Consider the following 22,653-nt stretch of genomic DNA (forward strand, 5'->3'; position numbering starts at 1 on the left):
ATTGAATTAAAATGCGTAAGAAAACCGTCTTGAATATTGCCATTATGGCCTTGATATTATCCTTTTTTGTAACGCCACTGGGCGATTATAGTAAGGTATTGCTGAACAAGATCTTTTCTTTTTCTCCCAAAGTGACCAAAGAAGATAATAGGGAGCAGATAACTGACTATGATTGGAAGCTAAAGGATGGTAATTGGGATTTTTTTAATTTTAAAAAATCTAAAGGAAAAGTGGTCTTTATAAATTTTTGGAGATCTTGGATACTTCCCAGTGAGGCAGAATTAGAAAGTATCCAAAAGCTCTATGATGTTTATAAGGATGAGGTAGATTTTTATATCATCACTAATGAGGAAAGGGAACCTGTAGAGGAATTTATGAAAGAAAAGGGATTTACCTTTCCTGTAACCTATTCCATTGTTGGCGATCCAATGCCCGTAGATGGTAGTGAGCCGCCACAGTCTTATTTGCTGGATAGGGAGGGGAGGATTGTAATTCAAAAATCAGGAGTTGCAGATTGGGATAATGATAAGGTGAAAGTGATTATAGATAAGCTATTGATGAAATGACACTCATCAAACTAAAAAAGAATTGGTTCGTAAATCTAATTATTTTAGTAGGAGTTTTACTGCTCTTATTTACTCCCGTTGGTTTTAAAATAAAGACATTTGCCAGTAGACTTCTAGCTACAAGTGCTTCAAAAGTAAAAGAGGGAACGCAGGTCTCTTTGGATACCTATAAGTGGGAATTGGTGAATCTAGATGGGAAACCATTTCTGTTTGAATCTCTAAAGGAAAAAGTGATACTGGTAAATTTCTGGGCTACTTGGTGTCCGCCCTGCGTGGCAGAAATGCCAAGCCTGCAAAAACTTTATAATGATTATGGAGATAAGGTAGCCTTTGTGTTTGTCACCAATGACCATCGCGAAAAGGTAGACGCTTTTCTTGATAAACGGAACCATCAACTTCCCATTTACTATGCTACCTCTCCAGAACCTCAAGTGCTAAGTTCTAAATTACTGCCTACAACCTATATAATTAGTAAGGAGGGAAAGATTGTAGTGGCTCAAACAGGTGCTGCTGATTGGCATAGTGATAAGACTAGAAAGCTTTTGGATGAGTTGCTTTCGGAGTAATTTAAACTTTTGTGTTCCTCAAAAAGAGGTATAAAGTAAAAACACCTATTTATTTTTTTTGAAAATATTTAAAAGGAACAAGTAACATTCCAAAACATTCGCCTTCCTCTTTCCCTAGATGCTTGTGGTGCATTTTATGAGCTCTTCGTACCCCTCTTGCATACCAATTGTTGGCGTTTCTCAATACTTTAAAGCGCTGATGGATAAAGATGTCATGGACTATAAAGTAAGTGGCCCCATAAGCCATAATTCCAAATCCTATTGGCCATCCGGCCCAAAAGCTAGTCTCAGAACCTAAGTAGAAGAAGGTCATGCTAACAAAAGCATAGAAAATAAAGAAAGCATCGTTTCTTTCAAATTTGGAGTCATGATCTTTTTTATGATGGTCCTTATGTAGGCTCCATAGAAAACCATGCATAATATATTTATGGGTAAACCAAGCCATAAACTCCATAAAACAAAAGGTGGATAGGAAAATCAATATCCAATACAGTACATTCATCTTATACCAGTTTAAGTTTATAATTCACATAAGAGCTAGCCAATAGGCCAAATTTTTGATAATTGGTAACTCGTATTCTTTTATTTTTTATTTCCAGCGGCGGGGTATTTTTTAGTTTTTGCAACAATTTGGAATAATATCTATAGGCGGTATAAACACCAAACTTTGCCTGTGCTGGTAATTTAGCAATTCCTGCATATCCCATTTTAAAATCGGCTTCAATTTCTGTTATAATCCGATGTTTGTTCTCTTGGTCCAAAGCATTTAAATCTACATGGGGAAAATAACTTCGGTTTAGTTCTTCAAAATCAGCCTTTAAGTCGCGTAAAAAATTTACTTTTTGAAAGGCGGAGCCCAAAGCCATGGCAGAATCCTGCAGTTTGTGATAGGCATCCAGATTCCCATTGACGAATACTTTTAAACACATTAAGCCAACAACATCTGCTGAGCCATAAATATAATCCTTGTATTCGCTTTGGGTTAGCTGAACTTTTTTACCTATATCCATTCGCATACTTTTTAGAAATGATTCTACTAAATGTAGTGGAATGTCATATTTAAAAAAGGTATGCTGAAAGGAATTTAAGATGGGGTTAAGACTAATTTTGCGTTCTAATGCATCCCAAAGATCTTCTTCAAATTTATTAAATAAATATAATTTATCATATTCATGGAAGCTATCTACTATCTCATCGGCAAAGCGAACAAATCCGTAAATATTATGAATGTCGGACCTAATAGATTTTCCTAGCATTTTAGTAGCCAAGGAAAAGGATGTACTATAATGTTCCGTAACCAGCTTACTGCAACTATAAGATACGGTATCGAATATTGTTTTCATTTCTTTTGGTTTAGATGGTTACTAATGAGTTGAGATACTAGTTTTCCCGAGATAAGTGCTGGTGGTACACCTGGTCCTGGTACGGTTAGTTGGCCAGTGAAAAAGAGGTTGTCCACTTTTTTACTCTTTAGCTTGGGTCTTAAAAAAGCGGTCTGAGTTAGGGTGTTCGCCAATCCGTAGGCATTGCCCTTATAGGAGTTGTATTGCTCCTTAAAGTCGCGCACGCAGAAGTCCTCTCGGAAAAGTATGCTGTTACCCAGGTCTTGACCTGTAAGCTCTTGAAATCGCTCCATAATCATTTTATAGTACCGTTCCCTTACCTCTGGGCCATCTTCTAAGTTTGGTGCTATCGGAATAAGGAAAAAAGCACTTTCACATCCCTCTGGAGCCATAGTTGGATCTGTTATTGAGGGGAAATTTGCATAAAAGAGAGGGGCTTTAGGCCATTGGGGATCGTCGTAAATTTCTCTGGCATGCTGATTAAAATCGGTATCGAAAAATAGGTTATGGTGCGAAACATTTTTTAGTTTGGTGTCCAATCCCATATAAAATAATAGGGACGAAGGAGCAAAGGTTTTTTTGTCCCAATAGGATTCTGAGTATTGTCTAAGGTTTTGGGGCAATAGTGTCTCTGTATGGTGGTAGTCTGCACCGCTTAAAACAAGGTCCGCAGTTACCGTTTGTTGCGCTAGTTGAATCCCGATGGCTTTACCCTGGCTATCCACTTTTATACCGGTTACCGATTGGTTTGTGAATAGGCTAACTCCTAAATCCTTGGCTAATTTTTCCATGGCTTGGATCACCTGATGCATTCCCCCTCTAGGGTGCCATGTTCCTAAACCAAAATCTGCATAATTCATAAAACTATAAAAGGAAGGAGTATTGCTTGGTTTGGCCCCTAAGAAAAGTACTGGAAACTCTAAGGTGGCTATGAGCTTAGGATTTTTAAACCGCTTCCTTACCTCTTTACTGATGGTGGTAAAAAATTGATCTAAATTGCCCACCGTTTCTTTTGTAACTAATTCTAATGGAGAGTTTCCTGGTCGTAATACTATTTTGTGAATGGCAATTTTGTAATTGTTTTGAGCTTTTTTGATGAAATTCCTAAGGGGAACTGAGCTTCCCTTCTCTATCCTTTCAAATTCGGCGCAGATAAGATCCATGCTATCACCTATCGTTATTACATCTTCATTAAAAAATATTTTATAGGCCGGGTTTAGTTTATCTAAAGTGTAAAAGTCAGAAGCCGACTTCCCGAAGTCATTGAAAAATCGTTCAAATACATCGGGCATCCAATACCAGCTAGGACCCATGTCAAAGGTGAAGCCGTCTCGCATAAATTGCCTTGCTCTACCACCTATAGTTGTGTTTTTTTCGTAGATAGCCACTTTATAGCCCTGTTGTGCCAGGTAACAGGAGGCTGACAGGGATGAAAAACCAGATCCAATAATGACAATTTTCGGTTTCATGAATTATAATACTATTTGTGTTCTTGCACCAATTGAGGTAGTGCATTTATAGTTGCCTTAATGGTATTAAATGTTTTTACGCCAGTGGGTATGTTATTGGATTCCATATGACGTACTTGTTGTCCCAAGATCCATAATTCGTGTTTGTTCTCCGAATTGATCAGGTGTTGAAAGTTTTCAATATACTCTTTTATTCTATCAGGAGGAGGGGAAACCGTAAAGTAAGAGATGAAAATTATGTTGTTAAAATACAGAATAAGATCTTCCATTGCTTCTAAAGGGGTGGCTTGTCCTAAATAGATAGTTGTAAGCCCCATAAGTCTCATCTCATAATTGAGGTAAAGCAATCCTAGTTCGTGAATCTCATTATCTGGCAAAAAGAGTACATAGGTTTTATCTTTGTGTTCTTGCACCTGATCTTTTACGCTATAGGTATTGGCAAAAATGAGTTGTTTTATTAGATGGGAAATAAAGTGCTCCTGTGAAGGACAGATTAGATCGGTCTGCCACAGCAGACCGATCTCGTCTAAAAAGGGAAGAAGTACTTCATGCCAAATTTCCCTAAAACTCAATTTATCAGCTATATGATGGTACGTGTCGTAGAAGGCTTTCTCGTCAAAATTGATCATGGCCAATTTTAGGTTTGCAATAGTAAGGTTGTTTTTGTTCTTGCTTTCAGCAAGTTCTCTTACCATTTGCTGTACCTCGTCTTGGGGCAATTTTGCAATTTTGGATATCTTGTTTCCCGCATTGTATAGTAAAGTAATATTTAACAGTTGTTGTAGACTACTTAAGCTATAGGTTCTAATGTTAGTTGAAGTTCTTTCTGGAGCGAGTAGATTGTACCTTTTTTCCCAGATGCGAATCGTGTGGGCTTTAATCCCCGATAGGTTCGCTAGGTCTCGTATGCTGAATTCTCTTTTAACTTTGTTCATCATTTAAATAGAAAGATTAAACAAAAATACAATTAAATATGATTGATGCTTCAAATGGAAGTAGAAAGTTTAAAATAATTAGATAGTGAAGGAAGGGTTTAACAAAAAAAAACCGCTAGACAAGTAAAACTTGTACTAACGGTTCCGGTGCCCACGACTAGATTCGAACTAGCACGTCCTTGCGAACACTACCCCCTCAAGGTAGCATGTCTACCAATTTCACCACGTGGGCATTTTGGATTTTAATTCTAATCGTGAAAAATTTATCCCAGTTGTAAAATTAAGGAATTACAAATAAATATAAACAAAAAAAGCTAAGTGCTAGACTTAACTTTTTTTTGTGACCGGGCTGGGGCTCGAACCCAGGACCCTCTCCTTAAAAGGGAGATGCTCTACCAACTGAGCTACCAGGTCATTTTGTTTTGCAGACAATTTCTGTTTGCGGGTGCAAATATAAGCGCATTTGTTTGTTTTGCAAGGCCTTTTTAAATTAATTTTAAAGAATAGGAGTAGCGTTCAGATAATAAGTGTGTTACAAAAATATTAAACCGTTAGTCCAAATAAAATATTGGTGCTAACAATCCTGGTGCCCACGACTAGATTCGAACTAGCACGTCCTTGCGAACACTACCCCCTCAAGGTAGCGTGTCTACCAATTTCACCACGTGGGCTTTTAAATCAAATGTTAGTTGCTTCTAGGTGTGTTTTTAAGTAATTACAAATTACTATAAACAAAAAAAGTTAAGCGCTAACTTAACTTTTTTGTGACCGGGCTGGGGCTCGAACCCAGGACCCTCTCCTTAAAAGGGAGATGCTCTACCAACTGAGCTACCAGGTCATTATGTATTGCAAATACGTGTTGTTTGCGGGTGCAAATATAAAATCATTTGTTTGTATAACAAGGACTTTTTAGATTTTTTTTAAAAATTTTTTATTTGCCATCAATTTGTAGCACTTTTACCTAAAATAAGCACTGTGAAAATAGTATTGATAGGGTATATGGGTAGTGGAAAGACTACCATTGGGAAAATTATAGCTAAGGAATTGAAATGTAGTTTCTTAGATTTAGATGAGGTTTTGGAGAATGAACTGGGAACTTCCATTCCTGAGGTTTTTAAAACTAAAGGAGAAGTGTTTTTTAGGAAAAAAGAGCATCAATTTTTAAATGAAATTGTATCGAAGGATGCTAGTTTTATTTTATCTACTGGGGGTGGAACACCATGTTATTCCGGAAATATGGATACTATGTTGAAGGAAGCAGACGCCGTTGTTTACCTAAAAGTTGCTATTGCTGGTTTGGTACAACGATTAATGCCGGAAAAAGAACACCGACCGCTCATTAAGAATATAGCTAATGAAGACTTGCCAGAATTTATTGGCAAGCATCTATTTGAGCGGAACAATTACTATTTAAAGGCAGACCATATAGTGAATTGTGACAATAAGGAGCCCCAGCGAATTGCAGAAGAGATTATTGCATTACTCGGATAGGTACACGCAATCATTATTGTTTTTAAACTCCACATTTATATGTTCCTGTAAAGAAGTAGATAGAGAAATTCCTTTATAATCTGCCTTTACAGGATACTTCTTGTGGTTCCTATTCACCAATACCGCCGTTTTAAGCTGTTTTAAAGGAACTTTTAAAAAATGGTGTACTCCATAAATTAGAGTGGTGCCAGAATTTAATACGTCGTCTACCAATACCACGGAGCAATCCGTGTATTCAGATTCTGGTATGCTGGTGCTAACCCCGCTTTCTAAGGGGTTCTTTTTATTCATGTGTACCGTGCACAAGATAATATTGGCATCGGTAATCTCTTGTAGTACAGTTTGAATCTTTTTTGCAAAACTCAACCCGCCACCTACTATGCCTGCAATAATAATTTCCTCTTCATTTACATTGGCTTCATAGATCTGATAGGCCATACGCTTAACCTTATGCTGAATTTGCTCGTGAGATAATATCTTATTGGACATAGTGGTTCTTATTTGGGTTCAAATATAAAAAACAGTTCTTTATCTTCCCTTGGTTTTATAGAATTGTAGGCTACTTCCAGCACCTTAAATTTAAAATGATCTTTAAAAAGCGCCTTGTACTCCTCAAGACTGCCTCCATATGGAGGTCCGTCTTTGGTTAAGGGAAACGTGAATAACAATCCCACCAATTTACCGGTCGGTTTTAAGAGTTGTTTCATCTTATGCACATATTTAGGTCTAAAATTAGGGTCTAGAGCACAAAAAAAAGTCTGTTCTAAAATCAGGTCGAAACCTGTTAAATCCAAATCAAAAAAATCCCCTTCTATAAGTTGCTCTACGGGGTAATTCGGAAGTTGGACTCTAATGCGATCTAAGGGGGCTTTGGCTATATCTACAACATATACGTTATCAAAGCCGTTTTCAACAAGGTAAATAAGCTCATAGGCATTGCCAGCTCCCGGAATTAGAATTTTAATGTCCTTATTGGGCAACTGATCTATATAAGTGGTTAGGGGAGGGGAAGCATACCCTATATCCCAGCCTGTGTCCCCACTCTGGTATCTATTTTCCCACAATTCCTTAGATTGTTTCATCATCTTTATTTTTGGTTAACGGATCTTCTGTGCCTTCTTCTAAATATTCCGTGATGTCTCTTCTATCTTTTTTGGTAGGTCTGCCCATTCCTTTCTTTCTATAGTAATCCTTGGAATACTTTAGGAGTTCATTGTGTTCAAAAGCTTCCTTGGGAGTAGTGTCCTTTCTATAAATATCTACCAATTTGGCACCTACCCTGTTTGGGGGGATATCTAAGACTGTGAATTGGTAATTGATCTGGTTTTTACGGACTACGACTTTGTCCATAGGGTATACCTCCCTAGAGGGTTTTACAACTTGTTCGTTTATTCTAACATGGCTCTTTTTACATGCCTCGGTCGCTATATTCCGGGTCTTATAATAACGGATGCTCCATAGGTATTTGTCAATTCGCATAAACTATTCAAATTCTTTGTTAAGGTCTCCTACAAAAATAGGGGAAAATTGTATCTTGCCGCCTTTAAATAAGAAATCAATGATGATTAGGAGAATTCTATTGCCTGCTTTTATTTTTGTAGCTATTTGGTCCTGTAAGAAGGATGATAGTCCATCTGTAGAGGTGGTGCCCCCAAGATTGCTTAGCGAAGTAAGTGTGGAAAACGATGCGACTATAAAAGAATTTTTGGAAAACCACTTCTACAATTATGAGGAGTTTGCCAATCCGGGCCCGGATTTTAACTATAGGATCGTAATTGATTCCATAGCGGGTGATAATGCAGATAAAACGCCGTTGAGCGAGCAGGTCCTTACTGAAGTGGTTAAAGTTTCTTCCACGGACTTAGGATTGCCATCAGAAGAAGTGGATGTTGAGCATACGCTATATTATTTAATTGCAAGAGAAGGGATTGGTAATCAGGCTACTGCTAAGGATTCTGTATATCTCAAGTACAAAGGGAGTAGATTGAACGGTACTGTTTTCGATAGCAGGTTTGGGAGTCCAACTTGGTTTGATCTACCAGGATCTATTTCAATGCAATCTGCTCCATCAGTTACTGGATTTAGAGAGGGGGTAGCCAAATTTAAGGCTGGAGGAGAAATTACCGAGAACGGTGATGGAACCTTTGATGTTAAAGGTAGTGGTGTCGGCCTAATTATTATGCCTTCTGGTTTGGCGTATTTTCAGAGCTCTTCAGTGGGAGAAGCGTATGCCCCACTGTTGTTTGAGATAAACCTTTTAGTTGCTAAAACAAAAGAAGACGAGGACGATAATATTGTGAAGTAATTAGAATTGGGGATAACCCAAATTAAAATACACTAAAACCGACTTTTGAATGGATTCATTAATCGGTTTTTTTTATTCCTTTTAGTGATGTTTTTCTGGATTTTACCTTCCGTAGTCAACCTATATTAGGGGTGTATAACCTGATTAGAGTTGACCGGTTTTAGACATGAATTTCAATTATAAAAAGAGCGATTCCGTATCTACTTAACACGTTTTAGGGTTCAACGGACACTGACTTTATTATTAATTATTTATGTTTTCCTAGTAAATTGGCTGTAATTAGGGTAATTCATTGTGCTATAATCCGCATTTTTAGTCGATTGACAATTCTCATCCCCTGGAGGAACTAATTTGCGAATGGTGTTTATTGCACTACAAAAAAGGTTTCAAACTTTGGCTAAAGCCGTTTTTCTCATTGGCCATGAATCTATTCAATATCTTTTATTAGGTCTTGGGAAAGTTGACCGTATCTGGGAAGCAAGATTAATGCCTAGTATGAGTTCGCTAGCCAGGTTAAGGTTATTGATAATAAGTCTTTAAAGGGAATCTTTAACTTAGTAATTTGCAAAGTTTCATTATTTAGAGAATACCGACATTTTTGTGTAAACATAAAGTCTCCCTACTCACTACTTTGTACTATGTACTAACGAAAGCTCCGCTGTAGCTTTCTATCTCTCCCACTGGCACTTTCAGGCAAACCACCTCCCTTAAACAGTGCTGGAGTATACCTGTCGTAGGTTGACGAAGCCGAAGCATAAGGGAATAGCTTTTACTTTTTTTATGTAGCATATTTTTACGTGTAAAATCGCTTAACTTCCCCGATTAGAGTAGACCGATTATTGAATTCTATATTTCACTTATAACAGTGCTAACTGTATTTGGATCACTGTTCACCGATTACTATCCACTGAAACCCTCTCAATATTCACTACTCACTACTCTGTACTTAATACTATAATAAAAAAACCGTCCATCAATTTTATTTGATGGACGGTCATAAAGCTTTTTTCGTAAGGATACACCTCTTATATCCACTGAATGCCTTTACAGGCTAATTGCCAAACTTAGAATCAATTGATCTGGTCTTGTGTCTATTCGGTCACCAGATAAAACTCCGTCTACAATATCCACCTCATTTTTACTGAATCCTCTTTCGTAACGAAGATCTATTCCTAAATTACCGAAGGAGATACCTGCTCCTATGTTTAAGCCCACAGAAAACTCGTTTTTTACATCTCCAAATTCAACATCTTTAAAGTCGGTATCCAAAATGTATTGTAAAGCCGGACCTGCAAATACTTGAAGTGGTCCTACAACGTTAATTCCAACCAGTAATGGAGCGTCTAATTTACTCATATCAAAGTTGTCATTGTTGTACTCAGATTTCATCTTGGTGTACACCAATTCTGGTCGAAAATAAATCTTGTCTCCAAATTTTCCAAAAACACCTAAGTGGTAGCCTACGTTACTTTTGGGGCTCTCATAGGCGTTCTCTGCCGATTCAAAATAATTACCATTGGCACCATAATTAAGTCCGCCTTTAATTCCGAAACCGGAACCTTTTTGTGCAAATGCAGTGATGCTTACCAAAGCAAAGACTGCCATTAAAATTCTCTTTTTCATCATTACGTGTTCTTTAAAATTAAAAACATTGTACAATTATAAGTACAATTTTTATTATGTATTGTCTTAAAAGAAAATATACTTGACACAAAAACTTACTTCTATTAAAAATGCCCCGCGATAGATCTTTTGTTGAAAGCATCCAATTTGGGGCATTTTAAGTTATAATAGGTATCTTAAATCAAGTGTTATCGTCTGCTTTTGAGCATTGGATTTACTTTCTTTTCAACACCTTTAAAACGGCTTTTTCTATAGCCTGGTTATCCAAGCCATATTTTGCCATTAATTGTTCTGGGGTGCCACTTTCACCAAATGTATCTTTGGTTCCAACAAATTCTTGTGGTGTAGGTAGCGTGGTAGAAAGGTATCCGGCTACGGTTTCCCCTAAACCACCCATATAGTTGTGCTCTTCCGCACTAACGATACAGCCGGTTTTTTTAACAGACTTTAATATTGCTTCCCCATCAAAAGGTTTAATGGTGTGTATGTTAATTACTTCTGCAGAAATGCCTTGTTTCTCCAAGCTTTCTGCAGCAATTAATGCTTCCCATACCAAATGGCCAGTTGCTACTATTGTTACATCGGTACCTTCACTTAACATAAGAGCCTTTCCAATTTCAAACTTCTGGTCTACGGGAGTAAAATTAGCTACTTTTGGTCGGCCAAATCTCAGGTAAACTGGACCTTCGTGTTCTGCAATGGCAATAGTGGCTGCTTTGGTCTGATTATAATCACAAGGATTGATTACAGTCATCCCTGGTAACATTTTCATCATCCCTATATCTTCCAGTATCTGGTGCGTAGCACCATCTTCCCCAAGGGTAACCCCAGCATGAGAAGCACAAATCTTTACGTTTTTATTAGAATAGGCAATGGATTGTCGAATTTGATCGTATACCCGTCCTGTAGAGAAATTAGCGAAAGTTCCCGTAAAAGGAATTTTTCCACCTATAGTAAGTCCAGCTGCAATTCCCATCATATTGGCCTCGGCAATTCCGATCTGAAAAAATCGTTCCGGATTTTCCTCAATAAACTTTTCCATTTTCAATGAACCTACCAAGTCAGCACAAAGGGCCACCACATTAGGGTTACTTCTACCTAGTTCTGCCAGTCCGGCGCCAAATCCACTTCTTGTATCGTTCTTACCTTGATCTATATATTTTTTCATCTTGTATTTTCTTAATCGTTATTTGGAAATGATTGGATTAATAATCTCCGATGGTTTCTGGGTTCTGCGACAGGGCATTCTCCAATTGCTCATCGTTAGGTGCTTTTCCATGCCATGCGTGGGTATACATCATAAAATCTACCCCATTCCCCATCACAGTGTGTAGTAGCACGCAGACAGGTTTTCCTTTGCCAGTTCTGCTTTTGGCCTCTTTCATTCCTTTTATAACGGCTTCAATATTGTTGCCTTCTTCAATGTCTACTACATCCCATCCAAATGCTTCAAATTTCTCTTTTAGGTTGCCTAAAGGTAACACATCCTCGGTAGCCCCATCTATCTGCTGTCCATTGTAGTCAATGGTAGAGATAAGGTTATCCACTTTATTCCCAGCGGCATACATAATGGCCTCCCAGTTTTGACCCTCCTGTAATTCTCCATCACCGTGAAGGGTATAGACCAATTTGGAATCTTTATTTAATTTTTTGGCCTGTGCTGCACCTAATGCTACGGACATGCCCTGGCCTAAGGAACCGGAAGCGATACGTACACCTGGTAGTCCCTCATGAGTAGTTGGGTGTCCCTGTAAGCGGGAGTCAATCAATCTAAAAGTATTTAATTCCTCTATAGGAAAATATCCTTTTCTTGCCAAAACACTATAGAAAACCGGGGAGATATGGCCGTTGGATAAAAAGAATAGGTCTTCGTCCTTTCCATCCATATCAAAACCTTCCTTAAGTTCCATTAATTCATTATATAGCGCTACCATAAATTCGGTGCAACCTAATGATCCTCCTGGATGTCCGGAGTTAACTTTGTGAACCATTCTTAATATGTCTCTGCGCACCTGAACGGTCAAATCTTGTAATTCTTGAAGTTTTGGCATTTTATCTAATTTTTTAAACTTCCCAAAAGTAATGGCTATCTTTTGTGAAAACAAGCAGGAGTTATATTATTTTATCAACTTTGCCTATTAAAACCCCAACTTTATTTTTTTGTTGGGAACTTAATGACAAGGAGTTGACTATATTTGCGCCTTTAAATCATATTTTTTTTGAAATTCACTTTACAACATTCAGACAGTAGAACCAAAGCGAGGGCCGCAGAACTTATCACGGACCACGGAAAAATAGAAACACCCATTTTTATGCCGGTAGGTACTGTGGCATCAGTAAAAGGGGTTCATCAAAAAGAACTTAGGGAAGAGGTAAATCCAGATATTATTCTGGGGAATACTTACCATCTATACCTAAGACCAAAAACCGATATTTTAAAAAAAGCAGGCGGACTCCATAAATTTATGGGCTGGGACCGAAACATCTTAACGGATAGCGGCGGATTTCAAGTGTATTCATTATCTGGGAGTAGAAAAATTAAGGAAGAAGGGGTGAAATTTAAATCGCATATAGATGGATCTTATCACGTATTTACTCCAGAAAATGTAATGGAAATCCAAAGGGTAATTGGCGGCGATATTATTATGGCTTTTGATGAGTGTACTCCCTATCCTTGTGATTATAATTATGCCAAAAGATCCATGCAAAGAACCCATAGGTGGTTGGACCGTTGTATAAATCATTTGGAGAAAACGCCTTTTACCTACGATTATGCACAAACCTTCTTTCCTATTGTGCAAGGCTCCACATATAAAGACCTTAGGAGGCAGTCTGCGGAGTATATTGCCGGAGTAGGTGCTGAAGGTAATGCCATAGGTGGACTCTCGGTAGGGGAGCCCGCAGAGGAAATGTACGCGATGACTGAAGTGGTATGTGATATCTTACCAGAGGATAAGCCTAGATACCTAATGGGAGTAGGAACACCTATAAATATTTTGGAAAACATTGCGCTAGGTATAGATATGTTCGATTGTGTAATGCCAACTAGAAATGCAAGGAACGGAATGCTATTTACCGCTCATGGTACCATTAATATTAAAAATAGAAAGTGGGAAGATGATTTTTCTCCCTTGGACGAAATGGGGACCACTTTTGTAGATAGGGAATATTCCAAAGCTTATCTAAGACATCTTTTTGCTGCCAACGAATATTTGGGGAAGCAAATTGCTACCATTCATAATCTTGGTTTCTATATGTGGCTGGTGAGAGAAGCAAGAAAGCATATATTAGCAGGAGATTTTTACGAGTGGAAAACCATGATGGTAAAACAAATGGATAAAAGATTATAGGTGCTTACTATAATAGACAAATACATATTAAAACGCTATCTGGCAACCTTTTTTGTGATGTTGATGCTATTTGTGCCTATAGGCATTATGGCGAATTTGGCAGAACAAATTGGAAAAATGATAGACAATGAAGTTCCACTAGCGGAAATTGTCCTATATTACTGGAACTTTACCCTGGTTATTGGAAATTTGTTGTTTCCCATATTTCTTTTTCTATCGGTTATTTTCTTTACTTCTAAGCTGGCCAATAATACAGAAATAGTCGCCATTTTAAGCTCGGGTGTTTCTTATGGTCGCTTTTTAAGACCCTATATGATTGGGGCTACGATAATTGCGGTAATTATGTTTTTAATGAATATGTTTATTGTTCCACCAGCAAGTGTAGGGTACAATGAATTTAAGTTCAAGTATCTAAAGAAAGGGAAACAGGACAGGGTCACAACAAATATCTTCAATCAATTAAATGAAACCGACTATATCTATGTAAGCCGTTTTGATCCAGCCAGACAAATAGGTTATAATTTTTCCATGGAGCGCTTTAACGAGGATAATACGCTCAATTTTAAAATGGCTGCAGCAAATATTAGATGGGTAGAGAGTGATAGTGTCTATAGGCTTACCTCTTATTCTAAAAGAAAGCTAGTAAATGGAACTGAAGTTATAGAGACCAAAAAAAGGTTGGATACCATATTTAATTTTAAAATAGACGATCTTACCCCTGTATCTTACATTGCAGAAACCAAAAATATGTTTGAACTCAATAAATTTATTGAGGATCAGAAAAGAAAAGGAGCTTCTAATATTAATAGTTATGTATTGGTTAAATATAAACGCTGGTCATTACCTATTGCGGCCTTTATTCTTACAATCATTGCAGTAGCAGTTTCTTCTGTAAAAAGACGGGGAGGCATGGGAGTTAACCTCGCCTTTGGAATCGGGGTGGCCTTTATTTATATCTTTTTTGATAAGGTTTTTGGAACCCTGGCGGAACAGTCGGGCTTTTCTCCCTTATTGGCGGTCGTTATCCCCAATGTTCTGTTTGGTATTATTGGTTTTTACCTGATGAAAAATGCTAAGCGCTAAACTCAAAAACTACCTCCACCTCCATTTTATCGTTTTTATTTGGGGCTTTACAGCGATCTTAGGTAAACTTATTACTATAGATGCACTTCCATTGGTCTGGTATAGAATGGGAATTGCCTTCCTATTGATTTTGATTTATGTAAAGTTTCGGAAGTTAAATTTAAAAGTCCCCCCAAGAGCATTGGTGATGCTGATCGTTGCAGGTATAGTAATTGCCTTGCATTGGGTAACATTTTTTATGGCCATAAAGGTGTCCAATGTTTCTGTTGCACTGGCCACCATGTCTACGGGTGCATTTTTTGCGGCGTTGATGGAGCCCATTTGGTATGGTCGTAAAATGATAGGATACGAAGTTATTTTTGGTTTGGTGGTAATGCTTGGGCTTTATGTAATGTTCAATGTACAAGGCAACTATCTTTATGGAATTGTATTGGCCCTGGTCTCTGCATTTTTATCCGCCGTATTTTCCTTGATTAACGGTAAACTGGCCCAAGAACATAAACCTTCAATTATTTCCTTATATGAATTAGGGAGTGGTGTGTTATTGCTCACTATTTACCTCGCCTTTAAAGGAAGGTACAATGCTGATTTTTTTACTTTAACAGCAATGGATTGGGGTTTTATTTTTTTACTGGCTTCTGCCTGTACCGCTTACGCTTTTATTGCCTCAGTAAAAGTGATGAGGTTTATTAGCCCTTATACCGTTATGCTGACCACCAATTTAGAACCGGTATATGGAATTATTCTGGCTTACCTTATTTTTGGGGACAGTGAGAAGATGAATCCAGGCTTTTATGGTGGAGGGTTAATCATACTAACCACAGTAGTGGCCAACGGGATATTAAAGAATAGAAAGAAATTAAAAAAAATAGACTAAGGAGGTGGCTTCCCTTTAAAGTTTTATATTTGCCTATTGATATTGAAAAGAACAAAACCAGTTAACCTATGGAGTATTTAGATTTTGAACTTCCCATTAAGGAGCTTGAAGAGCAGTTGGATAAGTGCATGATTATTGGTGAGGAAAGTGATGTTGATGTTTCGGAAACCTGTAAGCAGATAGAGAAGAAATTGGCGGATACCCGCAAAGATATTTATAAAAACCTTACTGCTTGGCAACGTGTTCAACTGTCCAGACATCCCAATAGACCTTATACGTTAGATTATATAAAGGCTATATGTGGAGACACTTTTCTGGAACTTCATGGGGATCGTAATGTAAAGGACGATAAGGCCATGATTGGTGGTCTTGGAAAAATTGGTGATCAGACCTATATGTTTGTAGGGCAACAAAAAGGATATAATACCAAAACTAGGCAATACCGTAACTTTGGTATGGCTAACCCAGAAGGCTACAGGAAAGCTTTGAGACTTATGAAATCTGCAGAGAAATTTGGTGTTCCTGTGGTATGTTTAATAGACACTCCAGGTGCTTATCCCGGAATTGAGGCCGAAGAAAGGGGGCAAGGAGAAGCTATTGCAAGGAATATCTTGGAAATGACTCGTCTTAAAGTTCCAATTATTGTTGTGATAATAGGAGAGGGTGCTTCAGGTGGCGCCTTGGGTATTGGTGTAGGGGATAGGGTATTGATGTTGGAAAACACATGGTATTCGGTAATTTCCCCAGAATCTTGTTCTTCCATTCTTTGGAGAAGTTGGGAATATAAAGAGCAAGCTGCAGAGGCACTTAAACTTACAGCGATAGATATGAAGAAGATGAAATTGATCGATGAGATCGTGAAAGAACCTGTAGGTGGTGCACATGCTAACCGAGAAAAAACCTTCGAAATCGTGAAAAATAAAATTTCAGTGCATTTTGAGGAATTGAAAAAGTTATCACCAAAAGATCTAGTGAAAAATCGGATGGATAAATATGCCAACATGGGAGTTTTTAATGGTTAACATCCCATTTTCACAAGCGGAAAAAAACTGGAGCAGTATTTCTCCAGTTTTTTTTTGCTTATGAACAAATTTCGTAACTTATCAACAGGGTGATTGTTAATGAACTGTTGATATCCCCAACCCCCATTTAATTCTTATTTGTTAATTTAGCACTCATGGAAAAAACGAACCCAGTTATTGGTCATCGGATAGATAAATCTACCATTATTAACCTCGAGAAAGGAAAAATTCCTCCTCAAGCAGTTGATTTAGAGGAGGTTGTGATTGGTGCGATGATGATTGATAAAAAAGGAGTGGATGAAGTAATAGATATCCTACATCCCGATGTTTTTTATAAGGAAGCCCATAAATTTATCTATGAAGCTATCTTTAAACTGTTCGAAAATTCCGAACCGGTAGATTTATTAACTGTTTCAGCACAATTAAAAAAAGATGGCCGCTTGGAAAAAGCGGGTGGCGATTTTTATCTTATAAAACTCACCCAAAAGGTAGCTTCTTCGGCGCATATCGAGTTTCATGCGCGAATAATCCTCCAAAAATTCATTCAAAGGAGCCTTATTAAGATCTCTAATGAAATTATTGAGGAGGCCTATGAGGATTCTACAGACGTGTTCGATCTGTTGGATGCAGCAGAATCCAAACTATATGATGTTACCCAAGGTAACCTAAAGCGGTCTGCAGAAACCGCACAGAACTTGGTGATCCAGGCAAAGAAAAGAATTGAGGAAATTGCCGGAAAGGAAGGACTAAGTGGAATTCCTTCTGGTTTTGATAAGTTAGATAAGCTAACCTCTGGTTGGCAACCTAGTGACTTGATTATTGTTGCGGCACGTCCTGGTATGGGGAAAACAGCGCTAACACTGTCCATGGCTAGAAACGTAGCTGTTAATTCTAATATAGGTGTAGCATTCTTTTCTCTGGAGATGTCCTCGGTTCAGTTGATTACAAGGTTAATTTCTTCGGAAACAGGATTGTCTTCAGAGAAATTAAGAACTGGTAAACTGGAAAAACACGAGTGGGAACAGCTGAATGTAAAGGTGAAGGCATTGGAGTCTGCTCCATTGTTTATCGATGATACCCCTTCGCTTTCTATTTTTGACCTAAGGGCGAAGGCAAGAAGACTTGCTTCTCAACACAACATAAAGATGATCATGATAGATTACCTTCAGTTGATGACCGCTGGAGGTACCCAGAAGGGAGGTAACCGTGAACAGGAAATCTCTACTATTTCTAGAAACCTGAAAGCTTTGGCAAAGGAATTAAACGTACCCGTAATAGCGCTATCACAGTTATCACGGGCCGTTGAAACCAGGGGAGGAAGTAAGCGTCCTGTTCTATCGGATTTGAGGGAATCAGGAGCTATTGAGCAAGATGCGGATATTGTTTCCTTTATCTATAGGCCGGAATATTATAAGATTGATGAATGGGATGATGAAGAGCGTTCCCCAACAGCAGGGCAGGCAGAGTTTATTGTTGCAAAACACAGAAACGGAGGCCTAGAAAATATTAGATTGAAATTCCTTGGACATTTAGGTAAGTTCGATAACTTGGATGATTTTGATTCCCCGTTCGAATTCCAATCCAAAATGAATGCGGATGACGATAATCCGTTTATAACCAAAGGATTGCCAGATGCTAGTGAAGCTTTTGGAAGTGCAATGAACAATGATCATATGCCTGATGATAACGATGTACCGTTTTAACGGTGCAGTGAGAGGATAGTTACTAAATTATCTCCCATCCTATATTGGGAAAGACAATTATTAAAACACCTTTTAATGAAAAATAATATTTGGCCCCCGAGATCTTTTGGAGGCCTTTTTTTTGCTATATTTTGTTTTTTATGGGGTAGTGGTCTCTACGCCTCTACAATCCTGATTCCTATGGATGCGGAAGGGCAAAAAAATCATCTTAAAGCTTATGGTATAACTTACTGGGTACTGAGCAAACAACAAAAGGTGCAATGGTTGTTAAACTATAGGGGAGGGTCATTTTTACTTCCAGATGGAGAAAATATTCGTAGGGAATGTCAGATTAGAGGTGTCTCTTATGAGATTTTATCTGATGTACAGACCCAAAATATTTTAGACGGAATAAGTAGTCCATCCCAAAACCAAGAATCGGTGATATTGGAAAAGGCGCCTAAAATTGCTGTTTACACCCCTAAAAACAATCCACCTTGGGATGATGCCGTAACCATGGTGCTATCCTACGCAGAGATTCCCTATGAGAAAGTGTATGACGAAGAGGTATTGCAAGACCAATTGGTGATGTATGATTGGCTGCACCTTCACCATGAGGATTTTACTGGACAATATGGAAGGTTTTATGGAACGTATAGAACTGCTCCATGGTATATTGAAGGAAAACAGAATGCAGAGGCCATGGCTCAAAAGCTTGGGTTTGCTAAGGTTTCAGAGCAGAAGAGTGCAGTAGTCCAGAAAATTAGAAATTATGTAATGGGGGGCGGGTTTATGTTTGCTATGTGCTCGGCTACCGATAGCTTCGATATTGCCTTAGCTGCAGAAGGCGTGGACATTTGTGAGCCTATGTTTGATGGAGATCCATCGGATGCCAACTACCAGTCCAAACTAAATTACGGTAATACCTTTGCGTTTACTAATTTTATTTTAGAACGGAATCCGTTGGTGTACGAGTTTAGTTCTATTGATACCACGCGTAAAAGAGGTGAAATTTATAAGGAGTCCGATTATTTTTCTTTGATGGAATTTTCAGCAAAATGGGACCCTATTCCCACTATGTTGTGCCAGAACCATACGGCGCTGGTGAAGGGATTTATGGGACAGACAACGGCCTTTACTCGGGAAGAGATAAAGCCTACCGTATTAGTATTGGGGGAAAACAAAATAAATGGTGAAGCGCGCTATATTCATGGGGTTAAAGGGAGAGGGTTCTTCACATTTTATGGGGGACACGATCCTGAAGATTATCAACATAGGGTCGGAGATCCAAAAACAGAACTAGAATTGCATCCTAGTTCTCCCGGTTACCGACTCATCTTAAACAATGTTTTGTTTCCCGCAGCTAAGAAAAGGAATCAGAAGACCTAAAAAGTAAATTTTTTGGATCAGGTTGGGAGGTAGGAGTTTAGTGTAGATCCTGTGCATATACTTGGATATCTTTATTCTGAAAGGGTAATTACGTATAACTTATTGGAAGATTAGTTGCTACATAGGGTTATGATGTGATTGATCATTGTAAAAAACTAACTGTTACAATCCTAGAAAAGGCAATTGCTTTACCTTATGATAAGTTAAGGCGGTATTGATACAGTATTTTAATTCTTCTGTAGGAATGCTGCTGTCCATCTTAAAAATTATTGCCCTATTTCCTTCAAAGGTAAATAACTCTTTAAATAGTAATTTAAAGGTGGGCACCAATCTACTGGAACAATTAAAGTAAATAGCATATTCTTGCGGATTATGTGGCTTCCAATCTAAACGTATAGTACTGCCATTTTTGGTGAGATAACTAGGCTCTCCCCATCTAACGGTCTCCTCCAAAGCTGTTATTTCATCATTGTCATTAGCAACTTCCAGTATTAACCTTCTTAAATACAATAGCTTCTGGGATACGGTGTTTGGGTAGTTTTTGAAGAGCAACGCTACCTTCGGATTTGTCTTTAATTTTACACTTTTCATTATGGGAGTTTAGAAAATTAGAGTAGCGTTGTATGCTGTATAATGTGAATAGCTAATTCTATAGCTAGTTGATGAATATACCTTGTACAGGGTATTCATCAACTAGACCGAATTAGACCTACTCACAAAGAAATAGGACAATAATAGGGCCTAATGGTCATTAAGGTAATAAAATATCAGGGTCCTAATCTAAAAATAACGTTATAAATTGGGATCGGTTGTGCTTATAAAGAAATTACACGCTGTATTCTGGCCGGTTACGAGTAGATTATGAACTAAAAAAAATCCCCAAAGATTTCACTTTGGGGATTTTTAGAGTTGAAGTATTTTATGATCAACTAAAGAAGTGTGTTAAAGTACCCACTTAGTAGGTGCTGCTTTTAGCTTTACTTAGTACAAGTTGTTCCAAGATGCGCTCTACCCCATTTTCGTCGTTAGTGGCGGTTTTGTAGTTTGCAATTTCTATGACGTCTGGATGTGCATTTTCCATTGCAAAACTAAAATGACCCTTAGTTAGCATTTCCAAGTCGTTGTTATAGTCCCCAAATACCATGGTCTCTTCCTTACTTATGCCATATTTCTGTTGTAATTGCTCTAAGGCATATCCCTTATTGGCATTCATGCTAGAAATGTCTAGCCAATTTTCTCCGGAGATCTTAACTTTCATTTTGCTTTCTAAATGTTTTACTAAGGGATAAATATAATCTTCTGAGCTTTCAAAATGAAAAAGTGCAATCTTTAAGATTTCCCCATTAAAAGTAGATAGGTCTTCTATGATGCTAAATTCGGAATAGTATTCCTTTAATTTATTCTTGAATTTTTCCGAATCCCCTTTTATATAGGCGCTTTCCTTTCCGCATAAGACAACGTGTACGTTGGGTGTATCTTTTAAAATTTTCATCACCTCGGCAATAGTGCCGTTTTCTAAGGGGGTGGAAAGCAGCTCCTTCTCTCGTTTACGTATATAGGCTCCATTTTCTGCCACAACGATTATATCGTCCTTAATAGCGTCTAGTTTCTCTACAATACTCAAATATTGGCGACCACTAGCTGCTACAAATTTTATATCCTGTTCTTTTAATCGCTGAAATAGGGTAAAGAATTCTGGGCTTACTTCATGCTTGGAGTTTAGTAATGTCCCATCCATATCCGTTACCACCATTTTTACTTTTGAAAAATCCATTCATTTATGTTTAACCAACAAAGGTATTAGATATATATTTAATGGTAGCATAGTTGTTAAAAGTTTCACATTTGAAAGGGCTCATGAACTTATATATTTTTGACCGACCTGAAAATTAATCTTTTTAATACCCTGCCATGTATTGCCTTTTAGGGTTTTATCTGGTGTTAAGTGGTAATTATAATTTGGTGCATAATGTAGTTTAATTATAATTCCGAAATTAGCAATAATGTTTAAATTGATTGTATGCATTTTTATCAAAAGGAAATAAATCTACCGCCTTATAAAAGAGGGTTTCATATTATCACCGAAAGGGTTTTGGCTAGTGTGCCAGAATTAAGGCGTATAAACCAAGGAATGTTACAGGTTTTTATTAAACATACTTCGGCTAGTTTAACTATAAATGAAAATGCAGACCCTACAGTTAGGACCGATTTTGAAAGTCATATAAACGTTATGGTACCTGAGAATGCAACATATTATGTCCATACCTTTGAGGGGGCAGATGATATGCCAGCTCATATTAAATCGTCCTTAATGGGGTCGTCTGTGCAGATCCCAATTACCAACGGCCAACTTAATTTGGGAATATGGCAAGGCATATATTTATGTGAGCATCGGGATTATGCCAGTGAAAGAAAGCTAGTGGTGAGTTGCTTTGGTGTATAATTAAATTTGGGTGGAGCATCTCTCTTTATTAAGGAAGTGGCTAGACAAAAAAAATCCCGATCCATAAGGACCGGGATTTATAAGCGAGATGTGTTATTTAATTTATTTTACTTTGTTTACGATAGCCTTAAAAGCTTCTGGGTGGTTCATAGCCAAATCTGCTAATACCTTACGGTTTAGCTCTATGTTGTTGGCTTTTACCTTGCCCATAAACTGAGAATAAGACATTCCGTGCAATCTGGCTCCAGCGTTAATACGGGTAATCCATAGGGAACGGAAAGTTCTTTTCTTATTTCTACGGTCTCTATAAGCATATAACATTGCTTTTTCAACCGCGTTTTTGGCTACTGTCCAAACGTTTTTACGTCTTCCAAAGTAACCTTTGGCCTGCTTCATTACTTTTTTTCTTCTAGCTCTAGAAGCAACTGAATTTACTGATCTTGGCATAATTTAAATTGTTTTTGTAGTAGGCGGTCAAAATCCGACACTTTTTTTGCACTTTTACACTA

The 22,653-nt window shown here is 37.8% G+C and carries 24 protein-coding genes and 4 tRNA genes; 11 read left to right on the forward strand and 17 right to left on the reverse strand.

Translation table 11 applies throughout. The features are described 5' to 3' along the window. Positions 1–11: 11 nt before the first annotated feature. Positions 12–566 (forward strand): TlpA family protein disulfide reductase, encoded by a 555-nt coding sequence (locus G466_RS0114560; RefSeq protein ID WP_034235796.1) that lies wholly within the window; start codon positions 12–14, stop codon positions 564–566. Then, on the forward strand, positions 563–1,132 hold the full coding sequence (locus G466_RS0114565; protein ID WP_229797227.1) for a TlpA family protein disulfide reductase: 570 nt from the start codon (positions 563–565) through the stop codon (positions 1,130–1,132). The genes G466_RS0114560 and G466_RS0114565 overlap by 4 nt, the downstream gene beginning before the upstream one ends. 49 nt (positions 1,133–1,181) lie before the next feature. On the opposite strand, the gene G466_RS0114570 is transcribed toward G466_RS0114565, so the two are convergent. The 8 genes from G466_RS0114570 to G466_RS0114605 form a co-directional block, all read right to left on the reverse strand. After that, entirely contained in the window at positions 1,182–1,634 is a 453-nt protein-coding gene (locus tag G466_RS0114570; RefSeq protein ID WP_026814329.1) for a sterol desaturase family protein, read from the reverse strand. A gap of 1 nt (position 1,635) precedes the next feature. Further along, complete coding sequence (locus G466_RS0114575) at positions 1,636–2,475, reverse strand: phytoene/squalene synthase family protein (RefSeq protein WP_026814330.1); 840 nt, start codon at positions 2,473–2,475, stop codon at positions 1,636–1,638. Further along, complete coding sequence (locus G466_RS0114580; protein ID WP_026814331.1) at positions 2,472–3,944, reverse strand: phytoene desaturase family protein; 1,473 nt, start codon at positions 3,942–3,944, stop codon at positions 2,472–2,474. Before G466_RS0114580 ends, G466_RS0114575 begins: the two co-directional genes overlap by 4 nt. Before the next feature lie 11 nt (positions 3,945–3,955). Next, entirely contained in the window at positions 3,956–4,882 is a 927-nt protein-coding gene (locus tag G466_RS0114585; protein WP_308427546.1) for a MerR family transcriptional regulator, read from the reverse strand. Between the two features lie 145 nt (positions 4,883–5,027). Continuing rightward, a tRNA-Leu gene (locus tag G466_RS0114590) sits at positions 5,028–5,111 on the reverse strand. A 109-nt stretch (positions 5,112–5,220) separates the two neighbouring features. Beyond that, a tRNA-Lys gene (locus G466_RS0114595) sits at positions 5,221–5,293 on the reverse strand. 170 nt (positions 5,294–5,463) lie between these two features. After that, positions 5,464–5,550, reverse strand: a tRNA-Leu gene (locus G466_RS0114600). Between the two features lie 94 nt (positions 5,551–5,644). Further along, positions 5,645–5,717, reverse strand: a tRNA-Lys gene (locus G466_RS0114605). 137 nt (positions 5,718–5,854) lie between these two features. Between G466_RS0114605 and G466_RS0114610 the strand changes: the two genes are divergently transcribed. Then, positions 5,855–6,370, forward strand: a complete 516-nt coding sequence (locus G466_RS0114610; RefSeq protein ID WP_026814333.1) for a shikimate kinase — start codon at positions 5,855–5,857, stop codon at positions 6,368–6,370. Here the strand turns inward: G466_RS0114610 and G466_RS0114615 are convergent. Genes G466_RS0114615 through G466_RS0114625 form a run of 3 tightly spaced genes read right to left on the reverse strand, consistent with a single transcriptional unit; the run spans position 6,359 to position 7,849 of the window. Next, positions 6,359–6,859: a phosphoribosyltransferase family protein gene (locus G466_RS0114615; protein WP_026814334.1), complete on the reverse strand. Its 501-nt coding sequence runs from the start codon at positions 6,857–6,859 to the stop codon at positions 6,359–6,361. The genes G466_RS0114610 and G466_RS0114615 overlap by 12 nt on opposite strands. Positions 6,860–6,867: 8 nt before the next feature. Continuing rightward, positions 6,868–7,455 carry a methyltransferase domain-containing protein gene (locus G466_RS0114620; RefSeq protein ID WP_026814335.1) on the reverse strand — a complete coding sequence of 196 codons (588 nt, stop codon included), beginning with the start codon at positions 7,453–7,455 and terminating at the stop codon, positions 6,868–6,870. Beyond that, entirely contained in the window at positions 7,439–7,849 is a 411-nt protein-coding gene (locus tag G466_RS0114625; RefSeq protein ID WP_026814336.1) for an RNA-binding S4 domain-containing protein, read from the reverse strand. Before G466_RS0114625 ends, G466_RS0114620 begins: the two co-directional genes overlap by 17 nt. A 79-nt stretch (positions 7,850–7,928) precedes the next feature. On the opposite strand from G466_RS0114625, the gene G466_RS22160 reads away from it, so the two are divergent. Further along, complete coding sequence (locus G466_RS22160) at positions 7,929–8,675, forward strand: FKBP-type peptidyl-prolyl cis-trans isomerase (protein WP_169720755.1); 747 nt, start codon at positions 7,929–7,931, stop codon at positions 8,673–8,675. Between the two features lie 1,044 nt (positions 8,676–9,719). On the opposite strand, the gene G466_RS0114640 is transcribed toward G466_RS22160, so the two are convergent. The 3 genes from G466_RS0114640 to G466_RS0114650 form a co-directional block, all read right to left on the reverse strand. Beyond that, the gene (locus G466_RS0114640; protein ID WP_026814338.1) at positions 9,720–10,298 is read right to left on the reverse strand and encodes an outer membrane beta-barrel protein; all 579 of its coding nucleotides are present in this window, start codon (positions 10,296–10,298) and stop codon (positions 9,720–9,722) included. A 214-nt stretch (positions 10,299–10,512) separates the two neighbouring features. Continuing rightward, positions 10,513–11,466 (reverse strand): transketolase family protein, encoded by a 954-nt coding sequence (locus G466_RS0114645; RefSeq protein ID WP_026814339.1) that lies wholly within the window; start codon positions 11,464–11,466, stop codon positions 10,513–10,515. Between the two features lie 37 nt (positions 11,467–11,503). Further along, entirely contained in the window at positions 11,504–12,349 is an 846-nt protein-coding gene (locus G466_RS0114650) for a transketolase (RefSeq protein ID WP_026814340.1), read from the reverse strand. 168 nt (positions 12,350–12,517) lie between these two features. Between G466_RS0114650 and tgt the strand changes: the two genes are divergently transcribed. From tgt to G466_RS0114680, 6 genes are all read left to right on the forward strand, one after another. After that, complete coding sequence (gene tgt / locus G466_RS0114655) at positions 12,518–13,648, forward strand: tRNA guanosine(34) transglycosylase Tgt (protein ID WP_026814341.1); 1,131 nt, start codon at positions 12,518–12,520, stop codon at positions 13,646–13,648. Beyond that, entirely contained in the window at positions 13,649–14,731 is a 1,083-nt protein-coding gene (locus G466_RS0114660; protein ID WP_026814342.1) for an LptF/LptG family permease, read from the forward strand. After that, the gene (locus tag G466_RS0114665; RefSeq protein WP_026814343.1) at positions 14,718–15,608 is read left to right on the forward strand and encodes a DMT family transporter; all 891 of its coding nucleotides are present in this window, start codon (positions 14,718–14,720) and stop codon (positions 15,606–15,608) included. The genes G466_RS0114660 and G466_RS0114665 overlap by 14 nt, the downstream gene beginning before the upstream one ends. 68 nt (positions 15,609–15,676) lie before the next feature. Continuing rightward, positions 15,677–16,630 (forward strand): acetyl-CoA carboxylase carboxyltransferase subunit alpha, encoded by a 954-nt coding sequence (locus G466_RS0114670; RefSeq protein ID WP_026814344.1) that lies wholly within the window; start codon positions 15,677–15,679, stop codon positions 16,628–16,630. Between the two features lie 155 nt (positions 16,631–16,785). Then, positions 16,786–18,333, forward strand: coding sequence for a replicative DNA helicase (gene dnaB / locus G466_RS0114675; RefSeq protein ID WP_026814345.1), 1,548 nt, complete (start codon positions 16,786–16,788; stop codon positions 18,331–18,333). Between the two features lie 180 nt (positions 18,334–18,513). Next, positions 18,514–19,701 (forward strand): asparagine synthetase B, encoded by a 1,188-nt coding sequence (locus tag G466_RS0114680; protein ID WP_229797228.1) that lies wholly within the window; start codon positions 18,514–18,516, stop codon positions 19,699–19,701. Positions 19,702–19,863: 162 nt separating this feature from the next. Here G466_RS0114680 and G466_RS0114685 read toward each other — a convergent pair whose 3' ends face one another. Both G466_RS0114685 and G466_RS0114690 read right to left on the reverse strand, forming a co-directional pair. Further along, entirely contained in the window at positions 19,864–20,292 is a 429-nt protein-coding gene (locus G466_RS0114685; RefSeq protein ID WP_026814347.1) for a DUF1801 domain-containing protein, read from the reverse strand. Between the two features lie 364 nt (positions 20,293–20,656). Further along, positions 20,657–21,475 carry an HAD family hydrolase gene (locus G466_RS0114690; RefSeq protein WP_026814348.1) on the reverse strand — a complete coding sequence of 273 codons (819 nt, stop codon included), beginning with the start codon at positions 21,473–21,475 and terminating at the stop codon, positions 20,657–20,659. 246 nt (positions 21,476–21,721) lie between these two features. On the opposite strand from G466_RS0114690, the gene G466_RS0114700 reads away from it, so the two are divergent. Further along, positions 21,722–22,144 carry a secondary thiamine-phosphate synthase enzyme YjbQ gene (locus G466_RS0114700; protein ID WP_026814349.1) on the forward strand — a complete coding sequence of 141 codons (423 nt, stop codon included), beginning with the start codon at positions 21,722–21,724 and terminating at the stop codon, positions 22,142–22,144. Positions 22,145–22,246: 102 nt separating this feature from the next. Here the strand turns inward: G466_RS0114700 and rplT are convergent, their stop codons facing one another. Then, positions 22,247–22,591 (reverse strand): 50S ribosomal protein L20, encoded by a 345-nt coding sequence (gene rplT / locus G466_RS0114705; protein WP_026814350.1) that lies wholly within the window; start codon positions 22,589–22,591, stop codon positions 22,247–22,249. Between the last annotated feature and the right edge of the window lie 62 nt (positions 22,592–22,653).

This window comes from Arenibacter certesii DSM 19833 (assembly GCF_000429545.1).
GTDB lineage: Bacteria > Bacteroidota > Bacteroidia > Flavobacteriales > Flavobacteriaceae > Arenibacter > Arenibacter certesii.

Coding starts and splice junctions, on each gene's coding strand:
- G466_RS0114560 (WP_034235796.1), top strand. CDS start 12: ATGCGTAAGAAAACCGTCTTGAATATTGCCATTATGGCCTTGATATTA.
- G466_RS0114565 (WP_229797227.1), top strand. CDS start 563: ATGACACTCATCAAACTAAAAAAGAATTGGTTCGTAAATCTAATTATT.
- G466_RS0114570 (WP_026814329.1), bottom strand. CDS start 1,634: ATGAATGTACTGTATTGGATATTGATTTTCCTATCCACCTTTTGTTTT.
- G466_RS0114575 (WP_026814330.1), bottom strand. CDS start 2,475: ATGAAAACAATATTCGATACCGTATCTTATAGTTGCAGTAAGCTGGTT.
- G466_RS0114580 (WP_026814331.1), bottom strand. CDS start 3,944: ATGAAACCGAAAATTGTCATTATTGGATCTGGTTTTTCATCCCTGTCA.
- G466_RS0114585 (WP_308427546.1), bottom strand. CDS start 4,882: ATGATGAACAAAGTTAAAAGAGAATTCAGCATACGAGACCTAGCGAAC.
- G466_RS0114615 (WP_026814334.1), bottom strand. CDS start 6,859: ATGTCCAATAAGATATTATCTCACGAGCAAATTCAGCATAAGGTTAAG.
- G466_RS0114620 (WP_026814335.1), bottom strand. CDS start 7,455: ATGATGAAACAATCTAAGGAATTGTGGGAAAATAGATACCAGAGTGGG.
- G466_RS0114625 (WP_026814336.1), bottom strand. CDS start 7,849: ATGCGAATTGACAAATACCTATGGAGCATCCGTTATTATAAGACCCGG.
- G466_RS22160 (WP_169720755.1), top strand. CDS start 7,929: ATGATGATTAGGAGAATTCTATTGCCTGCTTTTATTTTTGTAGCTATT.
- G466_RS0114640 (WP_026814338.1), bottom strand. CDS start 10,298: ATGAAAAAGAGAATTTTAATGGCAGTCTTTGCTTTGGTAAGCATCACT.
- G466_RS0114645 (WP_026814339.1), bottom strand. CDS start 11,466: ATGAAAAAATATATAGATCAAGGTAAGAACGATACAAGAAGTGGATTT.
- G466_RS0114650 (WP_026814340.1), bottom strand. CDS start 12,349: ATGCCAAAACTTCAAGAATTACAAGATTTGACCGTTCAGGTGCGCAGA.
- G466_RS0114665 (WP_026814343.1), top strand. CDS start 14,718: ATGCTAAGCGCTAAACTCAAAAACTACCTCCACCTCCATTTTATCGTT.
- G466_RS0114670 (WP_026814344.1), top strand. CDS start 15,677: ATGGAGTATTTAGATTTTGAACTTCCCATTAAGGAGCTTGAAGAGCAG.
- dnaB (WP_026814345.1), top strand. CDS start 16,786: ATGGAAAAAACGAACCCAGTTATTGGTCATCGGATAGATAAATCTACC.
- G466_RS0114680 (WP_229797228.1), top strand. CDS start 18,514: ATGGATGCGGAAGGGCAAAAAAATCATCTTAAAGCTTATGGTATAACT.
- G466_RS0114685 (WP_026814347.1), bottom strand. CDS start 20,292: ATGAAAAGTGTAAAATTAAAGACAAATCCGAAGGTAGCGTTGCTCTTC.
- G466_RS0114690 (WP_026814348.1), bottom strand. CDS start 21,475: ATGGATTTTTCAAAAGTAAAAATGGTGGTAACGGATATGGATGGGACA.
- G466_RS0114700 (WP_026814349.1), top strand. CDS start 21,722: ATGCATTTTTATCAAAAGGAAATAAATCTACCGCCTTATAAAAGAGGG.
- rplT (WP_026814350.1), bottom strand. CDS start 22,591: ATGCCAAGATCAGTAAATTCAGTTGCTTCTAGAGCTAGAAGAAAAAAA.